This is a genomic window from Bifidobacterium pseudolongum subsp. globosum, assembly GCF_000741295.1.
GTDB lineage: Bacteria > Actinomycetota > Actinomycetes > Actinomycetales > Bifidobacteriaceae > Bifidobacterium > Bifidobacterium globosum.
In genome coordinates, this window is record NZ_JGZG01000005.1 from 466,757 (window position 1) to 482,883 (window position 16,127).

Genomic DNA, 16,127 nt, shown 5'->3' on the forward strand with positions numbered 1-16,127 from the left:
AATCGGCGCCCACCGTGGCCTCAGCCCTCGCTCTTCTGGGCGGCGCGGATCTTGTCTTTCGTGTCGCGGTCGTTGGCGGAGTCGCCGGTGGCGAGCGCCGCCACGAACGCCTCCTGCGGCACCTCCACATGGCCCAGCATCTTCATGCGCTTCTTGCCGGCCTTCTGCTTTTCGAGCAGCTTGCGTTTGCGGGTGATGTCGCCGCCGTAGCATTTGGCGAGCACATCCTTGCGCAGGGCGCGGATGTTCTCGCGGGCGATGATGCGCGAGCCGATCGCCGCCTGGATCGGGATCTCGAACTGTTGGCGCGGAATGAGTTCGCGCAACTTCTTCGTCATCATCACACCGTAGCTGTATGCCTTGTCGCGGTGCACGATCGCGGAGAACGCGTCGACCTTGTCGCCTTGGATGAGGATGTCGACCTTGACGAGGTCGGCGGCCTGTTCGCCGTCCTCATGGTAGTCGAGCGACGCATAGCCCTTGGTGCGGCTTTTGAGCTGGTCGAAGAAGTCGAACACGATCTCGGCGAGCGGGATGCGGTAGTGCATCTCGACGCGGTCAGTGGAGATGTATTCCATCGTGCCCATGATGCCGCGGTGGTCCTGGCACAGGTCCATGACGGCGCCGATGAACTCCTTGGGGGTGATGATGTCGGCCGCGACCATCGGTTCGACAATGCGTTTGATCTTGCCGTCGGGGAATTCGCTCGGATTCGTCACCCGGTGCACGGTGCCGTCTTCGGCGGTCACTTCGTAGGGCACGTTCGGCGCGGTAGAGATCAGGTCGAGCCCGAATTCGCGGCGGAGGCGTTCGGAGACGATCTCCATGTGCAGCAGCCCGAGGAAGCCGCAGCGGAAGCCGAAGCCCAGCGCGACCGAGGTCTCCGGTTCGTAGATCAGGGCGGCGTCGTTGAGTTTGAGCTTGTCGAGCGCCTCACGCAGTTCGGGGAACTGCGCGTTGTCGATCGGGAACAGGCCGGCGTACACCATCGGCTGCGGGTCGCGGTAGCCGGGCAGCGGTTCGGTGGCCGGGTGCGCGGCCGAGGTGATCGTGTCGCCCACCTTGGATTGGCTCACGTCCTTCGCGCCGGTGATCACATAGCCGACCTCACCCGCGCCGAGCGCGCGCGTGGGCATCATGTCTGGGCTGATCACGCCGATCTCGATGGGGTCGTACGTGGTGCCCACGCCCATCATGTGCAGTTTCTCCCGCGAGCGCAGTTCGCCGTCGACCATGCGGATATAGGTGACGATGCCGCGGTACGAGTCGTAGACGGAGTCGAAGATCAGGGCGCGCGCGTCGCCTTGGGCGTCGCCGGTGGGCGCCGGAACCTCGACGACGATGCGGTCGAGCAGTTCGCGCACGCCTTCGCCGGTCTTGCCGGACACGCGCAGCACGTCGGCCGGGTCGCAGCCGATCAGGCCGGCGATCTCCTCGGCATGCTTGTCCGGCTCAGCGCTTGGCAGGTCAATCTTGTTGAGCACGGGGATGATCGTCAGGTCATGGTCGATCGCCATGTACAGGTTGCTCAGCGTCTGCGCCTCGATGCCCTGCGTGGCGTCCACGAGCAGCACCGCGCCCTCGCACGCGGCGAGCGCGCGCGACACCTCGTACGTGAAGTCCACGTGGCCGGGGGTGTCGATCATGCCGAGCGTGTATTCCACGCCGTCGAAGGTCCACGGCACGCGCACGGCCTGCGATTTGATGGTGATGCCGCGTTCCTGTTCGATGTCCATGCGGTCGAGGAAGCGGTCGCGCATCTCGCGTTCCGGCACGATGCCGCTCAACTGCAGGATGCGGTCGGCCACGGTGGACTTGCCGTGGTCGATGTGCGCGATGATGCAGAAATTGCGGATCAACGACTGATCGGTAAAACCGGGCTGGTTATGATGCTGGCTCACGCCATCCTCCTGTATGTATCAAGTTCGTCCATGATTCTAACCGACGCGCACGGCAAACGCATCCGCCCCGCACACGTGTGCGCAATATCCGTGCCGCATGTTATCCTGTTCTGCTGTATGTCCTTATAGAACACGTCGTTTGGAGAAAACACAGTGGCAAACATCAAGTCGCAGAAGAAGCGCGTTCGTACCAACGAAAAGGCGCACAAGCGCAACGTCGCGGTGAAGTCCGCGCTCAAGACCGCCATCCGTCACACCCGCGAAGCCATCGAGGCCGGCGACAAGGCCGCGGCCGAAGCCGCCTACCAGATCGCCGCCCGCAAGCTGGACAAGGCCGCGAGCAAGGGCGTCATCCACAAGAACCAGGCTGCGAACCGTAAGTCCGGTCTTGCCCTGAAGATCAACGCCATGTGATCGAAGGCGCCACGCCTTACACACCCCGCACCCCTCTGGTGGCGGGGTGTTTCCATATGTGCGGGCGGTGGCGCGGCGCTTCAGGCCCGCCGACAGTGGTCATGCGGGCCGCTCACGGTCCGCTCCCCCGTTGGGGTCGGCCGGCGGCGCGGGTTCGTCCGCAGCGTCCATGGTCGTGGACGGCACCTGCGCGTGCTGAATCGTATCGGGCCCGTCGTGATGGTGCACATGGCGTTTGAGCACGATCCGGTGAGGCAGATGCGCCTGCGAACGCTCGACCGCGCCGGGCAGCTGCCAGTTGAATTTGACCGAGCACAGGCGCAGCGCCAGCACCAGCACCACAATGCCCACGTCCAGCGCGATCTCCATGCGCATCGAGATCGTGGCGTGGGCCCGCCAGCGCCACACGACCACGGTGAGCATGCTGCCGATGACGGCGGGCATGATGTACCAATGCCGGTCGCGGATCACGACGGGCACCTCGTTGAGCAGGATGTCGCGGATCAGGCCGCCGCCCATGGCGGTGAACGTGCCGAGGAACACGGCGGTGAGGCCCGACGTGTTGTACATCAACGCCTTGCTTGTGCCGTTGACGGCGAACAGGCCGAGTGCGAGCGCGTCGAGGATGAGCATCGTGCGGTGCAGCCTGCCCACTTCCACATGGATGACCGTGACGACGCAGCCGGCGATGAGCGCGGTGAGCACCGACACCTTGTCGGAGATGCCGACCGGCGGCACGGCCCCCAGCAAGATGTCGCGGATGATGCCGCCGCCCAATGCGGTGAGCCACGCGGTGATGACGATCGCGAACACGTCGTATTGCTTGCGGATCGCGGCGAGGCCGCCGACGAGGCCGCAACAGAAGATGGCGAGGTATTCGACCCCCTGGAAGAACGGCGAGCTTTGCAATGCGACTTCCATACCGGCTCCTCTCCGCATGCCGGCCAGCCGCCGGTCAGTGTCGAACGCGCCAGTCCATCGTACCCCCGTACGATGGACTGGCGCGTTCGACACTGGCTGCCTGCAGATGGATGCGGGTCAGCAGACCTTCCACATCCAGTTGTGCGGATCCTCGATCTCACCGAGCTGGATGCCGAGCAGCTGGTTGCGGATCGCCATCGTCAGTTCGCCCGGTTCGCCGTCGCCCACCGTGACGTCGAAGGTCTCGGACTTGAAGCGGCCGATCGGTGTCACAATCGCGGCGGTGCCGCATGCGAACACCTCGGTGACCTCACCGGACTTGATGTCGTCGAGCAGCTTGGCGAGTTCGATCATCGTCTCCACCACGTCGTGGCCGCCGTCCTCGAGCAGTTGGATGATCGAGCGGCGCGTGACACCCGGCAGGATGTTGCCGGTCAGGCTCGGGGTCTCCACATGGCCGTCCTTGTACACGGCCATCATGTTCATGCCGCCGAGCTCCTCGAGGTACGTCTTGGTGGCGGCGTCCACGAAGCACACCTGCTCGCAGCCTTCGGCGATGCCACGGTATTCGCCGAGCAGCGAAGCGGCGTAGTTGCCGCCGCACTTGGCGAAACCGGTGCCACCGGGGCCGGTGCGGAACCACTTGTCTTCGACCCAGATGCTCACCGGCTTCACGCCACCCGGGAAGTACGGGCCGGACGGCGAGGCGATGACGCAATAGTCGACCTCTTCCGGCGCGCGCACGCCCAGGAACGGTTCGGAGGCGAAGAGGAACGGACGCAGGTACAGCGTGTATTCACGGCGGGACGGCACCCACTTGACATCACGTTCGACGAGCGCGGCGCACGAGCCGAGGAAGTCCTCGATCGGCACTTCCGGCAGATACAGGCGCTTGGCGGAGTTCTGCATGCGTTCGGCGTTCGCGTCCGGGCGGAAGAGCCACGTCGAGCCGTCGGCATGGCGATAGGCTTTGAGACCTTCGAAGCATTCCTGCGCATAGTGCAGCACCGAAGCGCCCGGGTCGAGCTTGAGCGGCGCATACGGTTCGATGCGGCGGTCGGACCAGCCTTCGCCCTTCGTCCAGGTCATGTGCGCCATGCTGTCGGAGAAGATCTGGCCGAACGCGGGCTTGTCAATCAGTTCCTCGCGCTTGGCGTCCGATGCTGGGTTCTCGTTGGGCAGCACGGTGAAGCGTTCCGCGAGTGAGTCGAGATACGCCGGGTCATGATGGGATTCATTGGTCATAATGCATACTTCTTTGCAATGGATTGCGAAATAGTAATGATTCTGGGGTACGTGCAGCGCTTGTGGCACCGTCTTGGTCAATACTGTTGCACAACCCCTTTACCAATACGCCGGTGGCGTTCACATGCTGACACCATCCGCGGGATTGCGCCGTCGTGCCGCCAAGTGATACGCGAAGGGGCGCAATGCACACTGGGTGCACTGCGCCCCTTGATCAGTCATGGTCGTCGCCCCGCCAGCGTCCGCTGTGTGGAACGGCCATGGGAGATCAGGCTTCCGCGTCGTCCTTCTCGGCGGTGGCCGGAACATCGGCGGGGTTGGCATCGGTGCCGGTTTCGGCGGCCGGGGCCTCTTCAGGCACCTCGACGGTCACGACGGACTCCTCGAGGCCGTCCATGTCGAGCTCCACGCCCTCCGGCATCACCAGGTCCTTGAGGAAGACCTTGTCGCCTTCGGCCAGGCCGTTGACGTCCACGACGATGCGCTCGGGCAGGTTGGCCACATCGGCGCGCACCTTGAGCTCCTGGATGTCGACGAACGCGATGGCCGCGCCCTTCGGCGTGCCGTCGACGAACACCGGCACCTCGACGTCGATCTTCTCGCCGGCCTTGACCTCGTAGAAGTCAACGTGCTCGACGATGCGCTTGACGGGGTTGCGCTGCACGTCCTTGACGACAGCCAGGCGGCTTTCGTCGCCGAACTTGAGGGTGATGAGCGCGTTCGTGTGGCGCAGGGCCAGCGTGGTGTCCTTCATCGGCAGCTTCAGGTAGACCGGCTGCTCGCCACCCGCGTACACGGTGGCCGGGATTTCCTTGGCGACGCGCATGCGGCGGGCCGGGCCCTTGCCGAATTCGGTACGCAGTTCGCCTTCAAGCACGATGGTGTTGTTTGCCATAATCGGTTCTCCTTAGACGGTTCGTGTTCAGCTCCGGCGTCCCCCACGCCAAAGTTCCCCCACACGCATCCGGGAAGGACCTTCACGCCGAGTCGATAACGGAAACGGCGCGCCGCCGCTTCCCTCGCCAAAGCAACTTGCTCACCATAGCCCTCCCCGCCGACAAGCGCCGCCCAGTACGCCCCACGTCAAAGCCGCATACCGCCGGCGCCACTGCGTGGCGCAGCCGCTACAATGACTGCTTGGAGGCATGCCATGACACAACAAGACCCGACCCATCGTTCACGTGCACCCCGCATCGCCGCGATCGCGGCAAGTGCGGGCGCCGCGGTCGCCGTGGGGACCATCGCCGGCATCGGCGCCGCACTGTGTTCGATCGTGTTCGACACCGAGTACCCCAACTCCACGTTTGCGCACAAGCGCAATGACCGGTTACACCATGCCCCCCTGGCGCAATACCACGACAAGGCGGCGAGCACGTGGTTCGGGGAATCAGGCCAGCCCGTATCGCTGCGCACCCATGACGGACTGATGCTGCACGGCTGGCGGTTCGACCCCGACACCGCACGGCCCGCCGCGCATTGCTACGCCATATGCATGCACGGATATACGGGCGAACCGATGGAGATGGCACCGTGGGCATACCATTATGCGCGCCGCGGCTTCACGGTGCTCGTGCCGGCCCAACGTGGGCATGGCGACAGCGAAGGCCGGTTCGTGACGATGGGATACATGGAACACCGTGACCTGATGCAGTGGGTGAACGCCATCGTGGCGCATGATCCGCAGGCGCGCATCCTCTTGGACGGCAATTCCATGGGCGCGGCCACGGTGTTGCTGGCATGCGCCGACCCGCGGTTGGCGCCCAATGTGGTCGCCGCGGTCGCGAACAGCGCCTATGCGAGCCTGGCCAGCCAACTCGAGATGACCGTGGCCTCGTTGCTGCACGCCCCCGCATGGACGGTCAAACCCGTGGTGGCCTGCGCGAGCCTGTGGAACAAGCTGCGTCTTGGGTTCAGCTTCACAGACGTTTCCCCGCTCAATGCCGTGCGGCATATGCGCATCCCCGTGCTGTTCACCCATGGTATGGACGACACGATCGTCTCCCCCACGTGCGCCCGCACGCTGTACGAGGCATGCGCCAGCAACGATGCGACACTGCTCGAAGTACCGGGCGCCATACACACCGCGGAATTCGCGGTGGCGCCGGACCTGTATTGGAATGCCGTCGATTCGTTCATTGACCGTCTGTTCCCGTTGCATTGAACCCAGCCGGGTATGGGAAGGCCCCATCCGGATCATCCGGATGGGGCCTTCCCATACCCGCCATGCAGATGGGTCCGCACGGCCTTCGTCAGTCAAGCAGTTCCTTGACGGCCGCGATGACGGCCTGCAGGCCGGCCTTCGCGTCACCGAAGAGCATCTGCGTGTTGTCTTCGAAATACAGTTCGTTCTCGATGCCCGCGTAGCCCCGGCCGCGGCCGCGCTTCATCACGACGACATTCTGCGACTTGTCGACGTCAAGGATGGGCATGCCCGAAACCGGGGTGCCGGGCTTGCGCGCCGCCGGGTTCGTCACGTCGTTCGCACCGACGACGAGCGAGACGTTCGCGCTCGGGAACTGCGGATTGATGTCGTCGAGGTCCACGAGCTCGTCGTACGGCACGTTCGCCTCGGCGAGCAGCACGTTCATGTGGCCGGGCATACGGCCGGCGACCGGGTGGATCGCGTATTCGACCTCGACACCATGCTCCTTGAGCAGTTCGCCGAGGTCGGCGAGCTCACGCTGGGCCTGCGCCTGGGCGAGACCGAAGCCGGGCACGAAGATGACCTTATCGGCGTACACGAGCTGCACGGCCACGTCGTCCGCCGTGGTCTCCTTCATCGTGCCTTCAGGGCCGTCCGCAGCGCCCGTGGACGCATCCGAACCGCCGAAACCGCCGGCGAGCACCGACATGAGCGGACGGTTCATGGCCTGGCTCATCAGCACCGAAAGCGTCACACCAGCGGCGCCCACGAGCGCGCCGGCCACGATGAGCGCGACGTTGTCGATCGCCAGGCCGCTCATCGCCACGGCGGTGCCGGTGCACGCGTTGAGCACGGAGATGACGACCGGCATGTCAGCGCCGCCGATCGGAATGACGAACACGAGGCCATAGCACAGGGCGAACACAGTGGTCAGGACCGACCACAGCAGGCGCTGTTCGGGGAAGACGCACAGCATCACGAACGAGGCGAGCATGAGCACGATGAAGAGCACGTTCCACACGCTCTTGCCGGGCAGGCGCATCTTCTTGACGAAGCCGATGCCCTGCAGCTTGCCGGCCGCGATGAGCGAACCGGTGAAGGTGACCGAGCCGATCATGACGCCGAGGCCGGCGGTGATGAGCACCACGAGGTTCGGCGTATGGTCGGAGGCCAGAATGTCGTTGAGCGCGACGAGGGCCGCCGCGCCACCGCCCACCGTGTTGAACACGGAGACGAGCTGCGGCATGTCGGTCATCTTGACCTTCTTCGCGGAGACGACGCCGGCGATGGCGCCGACCGCGATGCCGGCGATGAGCAGGCCGACGGCGATCCAGTTATAGCCGCCTGTGACGAACAGCTTGATGAACGCCATGGCCACGGCGAGGACCATGCCCGCCGCGGAGATGAAGTTGCCCTTGCGCGCGGTCTTCGGGGAGTTCATGTAATGCAGGCCCATGACGAACATGACCGAGGCCAGCACATAGACGAACCAAGCGACGATATCGATGGGTGTTGCGGTCATTACTTATTGCCTCCCTTGTCTTTCTTGTCGCTCTTGAACATCTCGAGCATGCGGTCGGTGACCACGTAGCCGCCCACGACGTTCATGGTGCCCAGTACGGCGGCCAGGAAGATGAACACGTATGACAGCGGCGAATTCGCTTCGGCGGCCACAATGACCACACCGACGATCACGATGCCGTGGATGGAGTTGGCGCCCGACATGAGCGGCGTATGCAGCGTGGCCGGGACCTTGCCGATGACCTCGATGCCGATGAGCAGCGCAAGGATGAACAGGGTGATGGAAACTACGAGCTCAGGCATGGTTACTCTCCCTTCGATGCCGTGGCGGCGCCCGCGACGACCATGGCGGCGTCGATCTCGTCAGCCGGATCGACGACGAGCGCGCCGTCCTTGATGAAATGCACGAGGATGTCGGCCACGTTGCGGCTGAGCAGATTCGACGCGGTCGTGCTGACCTCGCTCGCCAGATACGGTGCGCCGATGACGGTCACGCCGCCGTCGGTGACGTGTGTGCCGACTTCGGAACCCTCGACGTTGCCGCCGAGGTCGCTTGCCGCGCAATCGACGATCACGGCGCCGCGGTGCAGCCCCTCGACACCGCGTGCGGTGAGCAGCATCGGCGGCTTGCGGCCAGGAACCTTGGCGGTGGTGATGATGATGTCGAATCCGGCTGCCTTCTCGTCGACGGCGGCCTGCTGCTGCGCCTGCTCCTCGGCGGTCAACGCGCGCGCGTAGCCGCCTTCGCCCTGGCCTTTCGAGAAGTCGAGGCCCAGGTCGAGGAACTTGGCGCCGAGCGACTCGACCTCGTCCTTGGAGGCCGGGCGCACGTCGTACGCGGTCACGACCGCACCGAGGCGCTTGGCGGTGCCGATGGCCTGCAGGCCGGCGATGCCGGCGCCGAGCACGAGCACCTTGGCCGGGCGGATCGTGCCGGCGGCGGTCGTCATCATCGGCAGGAACGAGCCGTAGGCGTTGGCGGCCACGAGCGCCGCCTTGTAGCCCATCACCGAATTCTGCGAGGTCATCTCATCCATCGACTGCGCCGCGCTCAGCTGGCGGGGCAGTCGTTCGATCGCGACGGCGGTGAGGCCCGCCTTGGCGAGCCGCTCCACATAGTCGGCGTCGGTGAACGACCCGAGCATGCCGATGACCCATGTGCCCGGCTTCATGCGGGCAATCAGGTCGTCGGACGGGCGGTCGACGAACCCGAGCGCGTCCGCCTGCCCAAGGATCGTGGCGGCGTCGGTGACCTGTGCGCCCGCCGCCTCATAATCCGCATCCGTGTAATCGGAAGCCGCGCCTGCACCGTGTTCGATGAGTGCGGTCACTCCTGACTTGCGCAACCGTGCCACGATGTCCGGCGTCAACGCGACGCGCGACTCGTGTTCCGACGTCTCATTGAAGACGCCGAAGACCACAGTGCCTTCTGGTAGTTCGGCCATGTGAACCCTTTCTATGCATCCCGCCCTGCGCGGGATGGTGAACATACAGCGTTCCAGTGTAATGAAACACCGCCCTAGCGGCGCTGGGCGTCCATCTTTCGAATACGCGGCGGTCATCATGGGGCCGTGATATGTGTGCCGTGGCGCTCGACGCTGTGTATGAACATGCCCCGTTCCTACGTAAGCGTAAGGTGACGCGACCCGCGAAAACGGCTACACTTCAGGTAGAAAACGCTTTTATCAGTGGGTGTAAGGAGTTCATATGTCCATTTTCTCTTCAGTCAAGGAACACGCTTCCGACGTCACACAACGCGTGTTGCAGTTGGGCAGCGACTTCCGCCACCCCATCAGCAGCAAAGACGACGAACCCGATTACGTCGACCCTGAGGAGCAGGTGCAGCACCACAATTACGAGGACCTGCCGCACGTCGATTTCTGGGGGCCGGACCGCCCGACGACGACGTTCATCGACGCCGACTCCACGTTCATCACCGCGAGCACGCAGGGCAACGACCCGCTGCCCGACGATTTCAATGTGTACCGCATCTACGAGGACCGCGCCTCGCGCATGGGCGACGAACCGCTCTACACCTACAAGGAGAACGGCGAATGGGTCTCGAAGACCGCCTCGGAGACGCTTGAGGACATTCGCGCCGTGGCCAAGGGCCTGCTCCACTTGGGCCTGAAGAAAGGCGACGGCGTGGCGTTCATGTGCCACACCTCGTACGCGTGGGACGTGTTCGACGCGGCGGTGCTCGCCGTCGGCGGCGTCCTCGCCACCGTCTACGACACCGATTCCGCCGAGCAGATCCGCAACATCGTCAACAACGCCGACGCCACGCTGCTGATGGTCGAAACGCGCGACATGCTCGTCAAGGCCGCACTCGCCAAAGACGAATGCCCCACGCTCAAGCACATCATGTGCCTCGAGAACGGCGCGCTCGACGAGCTTGTGACCTATGGCAAGCAGGTCAAGGACGTGGATCTCGACAAGCGCATCAACTCGGTCAAGAAGACCGACCTGTGCTCGATCGTGTACACCTCCGGTTCCACATCGACGCCGAAGGGCGTGGAGATGACGCACGCGCATTACTGCTCGACCGCCACCAACCTGCCCGATTACATGCCGGAACTGCTGCATAACAAGAAGAACCGTGTGCTGCTGTTCCTGCCGCAGGCGCATTCATTCGCGCGCGCGATCAACTACATCTGCGTGGCGAGCGAGATCCACATCTACATCGCCAACGGCATCAAGACGCTCACCTCCGACCTCAAGGTGGCCCGCCCGCACATCATGATCGTGGTGCCACGTGTGCTGGAGAAGGTGTACAACGCCGCTTCGCAAAAGGCCGGCAACGGTCCCAAGGGCCGTGTGTTCGCCGCTTCCGTGGTGGCCGCGCAGAAGTACATGGAGGAGCTGAGCACGCGCGGCAAGGCCAGCCGTTTCGCCACGGCGCGCCGCAACGCATTCGACCCGATCGTCTACTCGCAGATCCGCGACGTGCTCGGCGGCAACGCCAAGTGGATCGTGACCGGCGGCGCACCGCTCGACCCGAACCTCATGGCGTTCTTCCGCGGTGCCGGCATACCCGTCTATGAGGGCTACGGCCTGACCGAGACCACGGCGCCGTGCGCGTTCAACCCGCTGGGAGTGCCCTACCATCAGGGTTCCGTGGGCATCCCCTTCCCCGGATTCCAGGTGCGCATCGGCGACGGCAACGAGATCCAGGTCAAGGGCACGGCCGTGTTCCCCCGATACCACAAGAACGAGGAGGCCACCGAGACCTCGTTCACCCCGGACGGCTGGTACGCGACCGGCGATCTGGGGCGTCTCGACGACGACGGGTTCCTCTACATCATCGGCCGCAAAAAGGACCTCATCATCACCGCCGGCGGCAAGAACGTCTCCCCCGGCCCGATGGAGGAGGTCATCCAGCGTGCGCCGTTCGTCTCGCAGGCACTCGTGCTCGGCGACAAGCGCCCGTTCATCTCGGCCCTCATCACACTCGACGAGGAATCGCTGCGCCCATGGCTCACCAAGAAGGGCCTCAACGCCGACATGACGATGGACGAGGCCGCCACGAACCCCGTGGTGCGCGCCGAGGTCCAGAAGTGGGTCGACAAGGCCAATGAGGGTGTCTCCCGCGCGGAGTCCGTGCGCAAGTTCATCATCCTGCCTGAGGAGTTCACACAGGAGAACGGCCTGATGACCGCGTCGATGAAGATCATCCGCCCGAAGGTCATCAAGCGGTACGCCGACCTGCTCAACACGCAGATGTACACGTCGCGCAAGCCCGACGGCCAGCGCAACAGCTGACGCATCCCGGGTACACTGACTGGGTATATGGAGCGGCCGCCGGTGCATCTGCACCGGCGGCCGCTCCATATACCCAGTCAGTCGCCGTGTCCGTCGTGCGGGCGCATGTCAGAACCCCAGACGGTCGAGTTTCTTCGGATCGGACTGCCAGTTCTTGGCGACCTTGACGTGCAGGTCGAGCTGCGCCTTGGTGCCGACGATGCGGTTGACCGCCGTGCGCAGCTTCTTCTTGACGCGCACGAGATGCTCGGCCTTGTGCCCGATGATGATCGGCTTCTGCGAATCACGCTCCACATAGATCGAGACGAGCACGCGCGCCTTGCCGTCATACGCCTGCCCACTCTCGTTGTCGCGCGGGTACTCGATCCCGTCGACGACGACGGCGAGCGAATGTGGCAGTTCGTCGTGCAGCTCCTCGAGGAACGCGCCGCGGATGAGCTCGGCGATCGTCTCTTCGGGGCGCTCCTCGCTGATCTGCTCCGCCGGATACATCTGCGGACCCTCGGGCAAATGCTCGACGAGCACGTTGCTCACTTCACGCAGATTGTCGTCCTTGAGCGCGCTCACCGGCACGATGTCCGCGAACTGCGCGAATTCGTTGACTTCGATGAGCTTGTCGATGAGTTCGGTGCGGTTGAGCTCGTCGATCTTCGTGACAATCGCGATGAGCGGCACCTTCCACGTGAACCCGCCGTCGGCGTTCTTCGTGGCGAACTGGGAGCGCAGACGGCTCAGGATGCGCTTGTCGCCGGGGCCGATCTCCTGGTCGGCGGGCAGCAGGAACGCAATCTCGTCGCTGTCGGCGAGCGACTCGTCGACGACGTCGTTGAGGCGCTGGCCGAGCAGTGTGCGCGGGCGGTGGATGCCGGGGGTGTCGACGAGCACCATCTGTGCGTTGTCGAGCGTCAGCACACCGCGGATCGCCTTGCGCGTCGTCTCCGGGCGCGACGAGGCGATGGCAATCTGCGTGCCGATCAGCGCGTTGATGAGGGTGGATTTGCCGACGTTCGGCCGGCCGACCACGGCCACGAATCCTGAGCGGTACGGCGGCCGTGCGGTGATGTCCTGCGGGTCATTGTTCGTCATGCGGGGTGTCCTTGTCTTCGTCGCCCGTCTCGGGTTCGTTTTCGGTTGCGGTAGTGCCAGTTTCGTCAGTGCCCTCGACGCTGATGGGCTCCACGACGATCGTGGAGACCTTCTTGCGCCTGCCGACGGAATCGACCGCGGTCAGACGCAGTCCACGCGTGGTGGCGGTCGACCCGACGATCGGCACACGGCCGAGCAGTTTGGTGAGCAGACCATACACGGTGTCCACATCGTCTTCATCGAGGTCGATCTCGAAGATCTCCTCGAGCTCGGTGATCGGCGTGCGCGCGGGCATGCTCCATGTGCGCGGGCCGATCTGTTCGGGTTCCGCGTGCTGCGCGTGGTCGTGCTCGTCGTCGAGTTCCCCTACGATCTGCTCGATCGCGTCCTCGATCGTGACCATGCCGGCGATGCCGCCGTATTCGTCGCTGACGATGGCCACGTGATTGCGCGTCTGCTGCATCTCGTGGAACAGGTCGTCAGCGGGCTTGGATTCCGGCACATACATCGGCTTGCGCATGATAGACTCGATCGCGCGGGTGAGCGCATCCGCGTTGAACGCGGTCGCGCGCACGGCGTCCTTGAGATACGCCACGCCGAGCAGGTCGTCGATGTCGCTGCCGATGACCGGCACACGGGAGAAACCGGAGCGTGAGCACAGCCTGAGGAACGATTCAAGCGTGTCTCCCTGTTCGATGCAGATCATGTCGGTGCGCGGCACCATGATCTCGCGCGTGAGCGTATCGGAGAGCATGAGCACGTTGCGCAGCATCTGCGAGACCTCGGGGTCGAACCGGTTGCTCTCCACGAGCCGGTCGATCGCCGCCTTGCCCTGCTCGAGCTGGATCTTCTCCAGCTCCTCGTCGTCGGACAGTTCGGAGGCACGGCGGTGGTGCTGCAGATCGTCCGCGTCGCGTTTGCAGATGAACGGCGTCAGATGCGTCGCCACCGAGGCGAGCGTGGCGTGCCTGAGCATGATTTCGAGCGGTTTGCTCGAGCCTGCCGTACGCGGACGCATCAGCACCGAGACGACCGCCATGATGAGCGCCGCGCCCACACCGGACACGAACTGCGCCCAGAACGGGTAATGCAGCAACGACATGATGCACACGACGATCGCGCCGATCAGCACATTGCTCGAGATGCGGAAGAACGCGCATGCGCTCGCCGTGGGGTACCGGTGCACGATGAGCTGCTGCACGGTGTGGATGCGCTTGATCTTCTTGGCGCGCGTGAACGGCGTGAGTTCACCGTCGGTCTGCGTCTCAATCATGAGGTTGTTGAGATTGGCACGGGTGACGCGCGAGACCGCGCTTTCGAGCGCGGCCATCATGAGCGAGAGCCATGCGAACAACACCGCGATGACCGCCATGCCCACGATTGCGATAATGCGCAGTTCCTCTGACATAGTTCCTTCCAATCAGTGGCCTAGTTGACGGTCGGTGCCATACCGTTGCTCGTAGAGGGCCAACGCGTCCGTGGCGTCTTGTGGTACGAGCGCCACCCATGCGTTGCCTTGATGGAGCGCGAAGAACGTGAGCAGCAGCTGGCGCTGGAGCCCGAACATCTGGCGTTCCTGCTCCGGCGTGCGGTGATCGTAGCCCAGCAGGTGCAGGATGCCGTGGATCGTGAGCAGCAGCATCTCCTCCATGGTGCTGTGCCCTGCGGCAGCGGCCTGCTGCGCCGCCACCCATGGGCAGATCACGATGTCGCCGAGCACGCCTTCGACGACGGTGCGGCCGTCGCCTGGGCGCAGCTCGTCCATCGGGAAGCTCATCACGTCGGTGGGGCCCCGCAGGTTCATCCAGCGTTCGTGCAGCGTGGCGATCGGCTCTGGATCTACGAACATGATCGCCAGATCTGATTGGGTGCTCACGCGCATCTGGTCGAGCACCCATACCCCTAGGTCGGAAAACACCTTGGGGTCGATGATCCACTCGGTCTCATTGGTCACTTCCACGCTCATTGCGCGCCGTCCTTCCCCTCATGCTGCGCTGTCGCCCCGGCCGCGCGTTGCGCCGCACGGGCCGCACGGGCCGCGTCGTAACGATCGTAGGCGTCGACGATGCGGCCGACGAGGGCATGGCGCACCACGTCCGCGGCGCCCAGATGCACGAACGCGATGTCGTCGATGCCGCGGAGCACGCGTTCGATTGTGGCCAGTCCCGACCGGGGCGCGGCCAAGTCGACCTGGGTGATGTCGCCGGTCACCACCATCTTCGTGTTGAATCCCAATCGCGTCAAGAACATCTTCATCTGCTGCGCGGTCGTGTTCTGCGCTTCGTCGAGGATCACATACGCGTCGTTGAGCGTGCGGCCGCGCATGTAGGCGAGCGGCGCCACTTCGATTGTGCCGTCGTCGAGCAGCGCGCGCATGCGCTCCGGACCGAACATGTCGGACAGGGCGTCGTACAGGGGGCGCAGATACGGGTCCACCTTCTCGTTGAGCGAACCGGGCAGGAACCCGAGGTTCTCCCCCGCTTCCACGGCGGGACGTGTCAGGATGATGCGCCGCACCTGGCCTTCCTGGAACGCGCGCACGGCCTTGGCCACCGCCAAGTAGGTCTTGCCGGTGCCGGCCGGGCCGATGCCGAATGTGATGGTGTGCTCGTCGATCGCCTGCACATAGCCCGCCTGCCCCAAGGTCTTGGGACGCACCGGATACCCGGCGGCATAGGTGATCACGCCGGGCGTATGCGGTTTGCGGTAGGTGCCGCGCGCGTCACGGGCATCGTCGCGGCGCAGGGCGCGCGCCCGGCGCACCTTGTCGGTTGCCGCGCCATGGCCAGGGGCCTCGTCGCGCACCGTGTTCGACAGCACACGCTGGTCGAGCATGCGGCGCGCCGTCACCGCATCCATCGGCTCGCGGTAGGCCGCGTCGATGATCGTGTGCAACATGTCCTCGGCTTCGCTCGCCTCGCTCTCCCCCGCACGTGACGTGGACCTGATTGTCACATCCAGTCCGCGGATGTGCATCGTGATGTGTGTGAACGCATGTTCGAGCTCGCGGATGACCTCGTCGTTGGGTCCCAGGACCCGCACGGTGTCGAGCTGTTCGGGAATGCGTACCGTTCTGGTTGTAGTTGCCACCACACCTCTTCTATGTTGTGTGTTCGATTGTTGCAGTGCTGTTG

At 64.5% G+C, this 16,127-nt stretch carries 14 protein-coding genes; 3 read left to right on the forward strand and 11 right to left on the reverse strand.

Translation table 11 applies throughout. From position 1 onward, the window contains the following. Window positions 1–20: 20 nt before the first annotated feature. Window positions 21–1,901: a translation elongation factor 4 gene (gene lepA / locus BPSG_RS04255; protein ID WP_026643120.1), complete on the reverse strand. Its 1,881-nt coding sequence runs from the start codon at window positions 1,899–1,901 to the stop codon at window positions 21–23. A gap of 153 nt (window positions 1,902–2,054) precedes the next feature. Here lepA and rpsT point away from each other — a divergent pair, with 153 nt between their 5' ends. Further along, the gene (gene rpsT / locus BPSG_RS04260; RefSeq protein WP_026643121.1) at window positions 2,055–2,315 is read left to right on the forward strand and encodes a 30S ribosomal protein S20; all 261 of its coding nucleotides are present in this window, start codon (window positions 2,055–2,057) and stop codon (window positions 2,313–2,315) included. A 99-nt stretch (window positions 2,316–2,414) separates the two neighbouring features. On the opposite strand, the gene BPSG_RS04265 is transcribed toward rpsT, so the two are convergent. The 3 genes from BPSG_RS04265 to BPSG_RS04275 form a co-directional block, all read right to left on the reverse strand. Beyond that, a complete protein-coding gene (locus BPSG_RS04265; RefSeq protein ID WP_080699170.1) occupies window positions 2,415–3,236 on the reverse strand; it encodes a trimeric intracellular cation channel family protein in 822 nt (273 codons plus the stop codon). 117 nt (window positions 3,237–3,353) lie between these two features. Then, on the reverse strand, window positions 3,354–4,481 hold the full coding sequence (locus BPSG_RS04270; protein ID WP_026643122.1) for a branched-chain amino acid aminotransferase: 1,128 nt from the start codon (window positions 4,479–4,481) through the stop codon (window positions 3,354–3,356). Window positions 4,482–4,749: 268 nt separating this feature from the next. Beyond that, on the reverse strand, window positions 4,750–5,376 hold the full coding sequence (locus tag BPSG_RS04275; RefSeq protein WP_026643123.1) for a 50S ribosomal protein L25/general stress protein Ctc: 627 nt from the start codon (window positions 5,374–5,376) through the stop codon (window positions 4,750–4,752). 255 nt (window positions 5,377–5,631) lie between these two features. On the opposite strand from BPSG_RS04275, the gene BPSG_RS04280 reads away from it, so the two are divergent. After that, on the forward strand, window positions 5,632–6,642 hold the full coding sequence (locus tag BPSG_RS04280; protein ID WP_051591925.1) for an alpha/beta hydrolase: 1,011 nt from the start codon (window positions 5,632–5,634) through the stop codon (window positions 6,640–6,642). An 88-nt stretch (window positions 6,643–6,730) separates the two neighbouring features. Here BPSG_RS04280 and BPSG_RS04285 read toward each other — a convergent pair whose 3' ends face one another. From BPSG_RS04285 to BPSG_RS04295, 3 genes are read right to left on the reverse strand one after another with little or no spacing between them, the layout of a single operon-like run. Next, window positions 6,731–8,146: an NAD(P)(+) transhydrogenase (Re/Si-specific) subunit beta gene (locus BPSG_RS04285; protein ID WP_026643125.1), complete on the reverse strand. Its 1,416-nt coding sequence runs from the start codon at window positions 8,144–8,146 to the stop codon at window positions 6,731–6,733. Beyond that, a complete protein-coding gene (locus tag BPSG_RS04290) occupies window positions 8,146–8,448 on the reverse strand; it encodes an NAD(P) transhydrogenase subunit alpha part 2 (RefSeq protein ID WP_022857588.1) in 303 nt (100 codons plus the stop codon). Before BPSG_RS04290 ends, BPSG_RS04285 begins: the two co-directional genes overlap by 1 nt. Window positions 8,449–8,450: 2 nt before the next feature. Further along, window positions 8,451–9,590, reverse strand: a complete 1,140-nt coding sequence (locus BPSG_RS04295) for an NAD(P) transhydrogenase subunit alpha (protein ID WP_026643126.1) — start codon at window positions 9,588–9,590, stop codon at window positions 8,451–8,453. Between the two features lie 262 nt (window positions 9,591–9,852). Between BPSG_RS04295 and BPSG_RS04300 the strand changes: the two genes are divergently transcribed. Next, window positions 9,853–11,907: an AMP-dependent synthetase/ligase gene (locus BPSG_RS04300; RefSeq protein WP_026643127.1), complete on the forward strand. Its 2,055-nt coding sequence runs from the start codon at window positions 9,853–9,855 to the stop codon at window positions 11,905–11,907. Window positions 11,908–12,015: 108 nt separating this feature from the next. Here BPSG_RS04300 and era read toward each other — a convergent pair whose 3' ends face one another. From era to BPSG_RS04320, 4 genes are read right to left on the reverse strand one after another with little or no spacing between them, the layout of a single operon-like run. Then, window positions 12,016–12,993, reverse strand: a complete 978-nt coding sequence (era, locus tag BPSG_RS04305; protein WP_026643128.1) for a GTPase Era — start codon at window positions 12,991–12,993, stop codon at window positions 12,016–12,018. Next, entirely contained in the window at window positions 12,980–14,401 is a 1,422-nt protein-coding gene (locus tag BPSG_RS04310) for a hemolysin family protein (protein WP_033502209.1), read from the reverse strand. Before BPSG_RS04310 ends, era begins: the two co-directional genes overlap by 14 nt. A gap of 12 nt (window positions 14,402–14,413) precedes the next feature. Then, on the reverse strand, window positions 14,414–14,959 hold the full coding sequence (gene ybeY, locus BPSG_RS04315) for an rRNA maturation RNase YbeY (protein WP_026643131.1): 546 nt from the start codon (window positions 14,957–14,959) through the stop codon (window positions 14,414–14,416). After that, window positions 14,956–16,083 (reverse strand): PhoH family protein, encoded by a 1,128-nt coding sequence (locus BPSG_RS04320; RefSeq protein ID WP_026643132.1) that lies wholly within the window; start codon window positions 16,081–16,083, stop codon window positions 14,956–14,958. The genes ybeY and BPSG_RS04320 overlap by 4 nt, the downstream gene beginning before the upstream one ends. Between the last annotated feature and the right edge of the window lie 44 nt (window positions 16,084–16,127).

Excerpts from the sequence above, each read along its gene's own strand:
- BPSG_RS04275 (WP_026643123.1), bottom strand. The coding sequence starts at position 5,376 with ATGGCAAACAACACCATCGTGCTTGAAGGCGAACTGCGTACCGAATTC.
- BPSG_RS04280 (WP_051591925.1), top strand. The coding sequence starts at position 5,632 with ATGACACAACAAGACCCGACCCATCGTTCACGTGCACCCCGCATCGCC.
- era (WP_026643128.1), bottom strand. The coding sequence starts at position 12,993 with ATGACGAACAATGACCCGCAGGACATCACCGCACGGCCGCCGTACCGC.
- BPSG_RS04285 (WP_026643125.1), bottom strand. The coding sequence starts at position 8,146 with ATGACCGCAACACCCATCGATATCGTCGCTTGGTTCGTCTATGTGCTG.
- BPSG_RS04300 (WP_026643127.1), top strand. The coding sequence starts at position 9,853 with ATGTCCATTTTCTCTTCAGTCAAGGAACACGCTTCCGACGTCACACAA.
- BPSG_RS04270 (WP_026643122.1), bottom strand. The coding sequence starts at position 4,481 with ATGACCAATGAATCCCATCATGACCCGGCGTATCTCGACTCACTCGCG.
- BPSG_RS04295 (WP_026643126.1), bottom strand. The coding sequence starts at position 9,590 with ATGGCCGAACTACCAGAAGGCACTGTGGTCTTCGGCGTCTTCAATGAG.
- BPSG_RS04310 (WP_033502209.1), bottom strand. The coding sequence starts at position 14,401 with ATGTCAGAGGAACTGCGCATTATCGCAATCGTGGGCATGGCGGTCATC.
- ybeY (WP_026643131.1), bottom strand. The coding sequence starts at position 14,959 with ATGAGCGTGGAAGTGACCAATGAGACCGAGTGGATCATCGACCCCAAG.
- BPSG_RS04290 (WP_022857588.1), bottom strand. The coding sequence starts at position 8,448 with ATGCCTGAGCTCGTAGTTTCCATCACCCTGTTCATCCTTGCGCTGCTC.
- BPSG_RS04265 (WP_080699170.1), bottom strand. The coding sequence starts at position 3,236 with ATGGAAGTCGCATTGCAAAGCTCGCCGTTCTTCCAGGGGGTCGAATAC.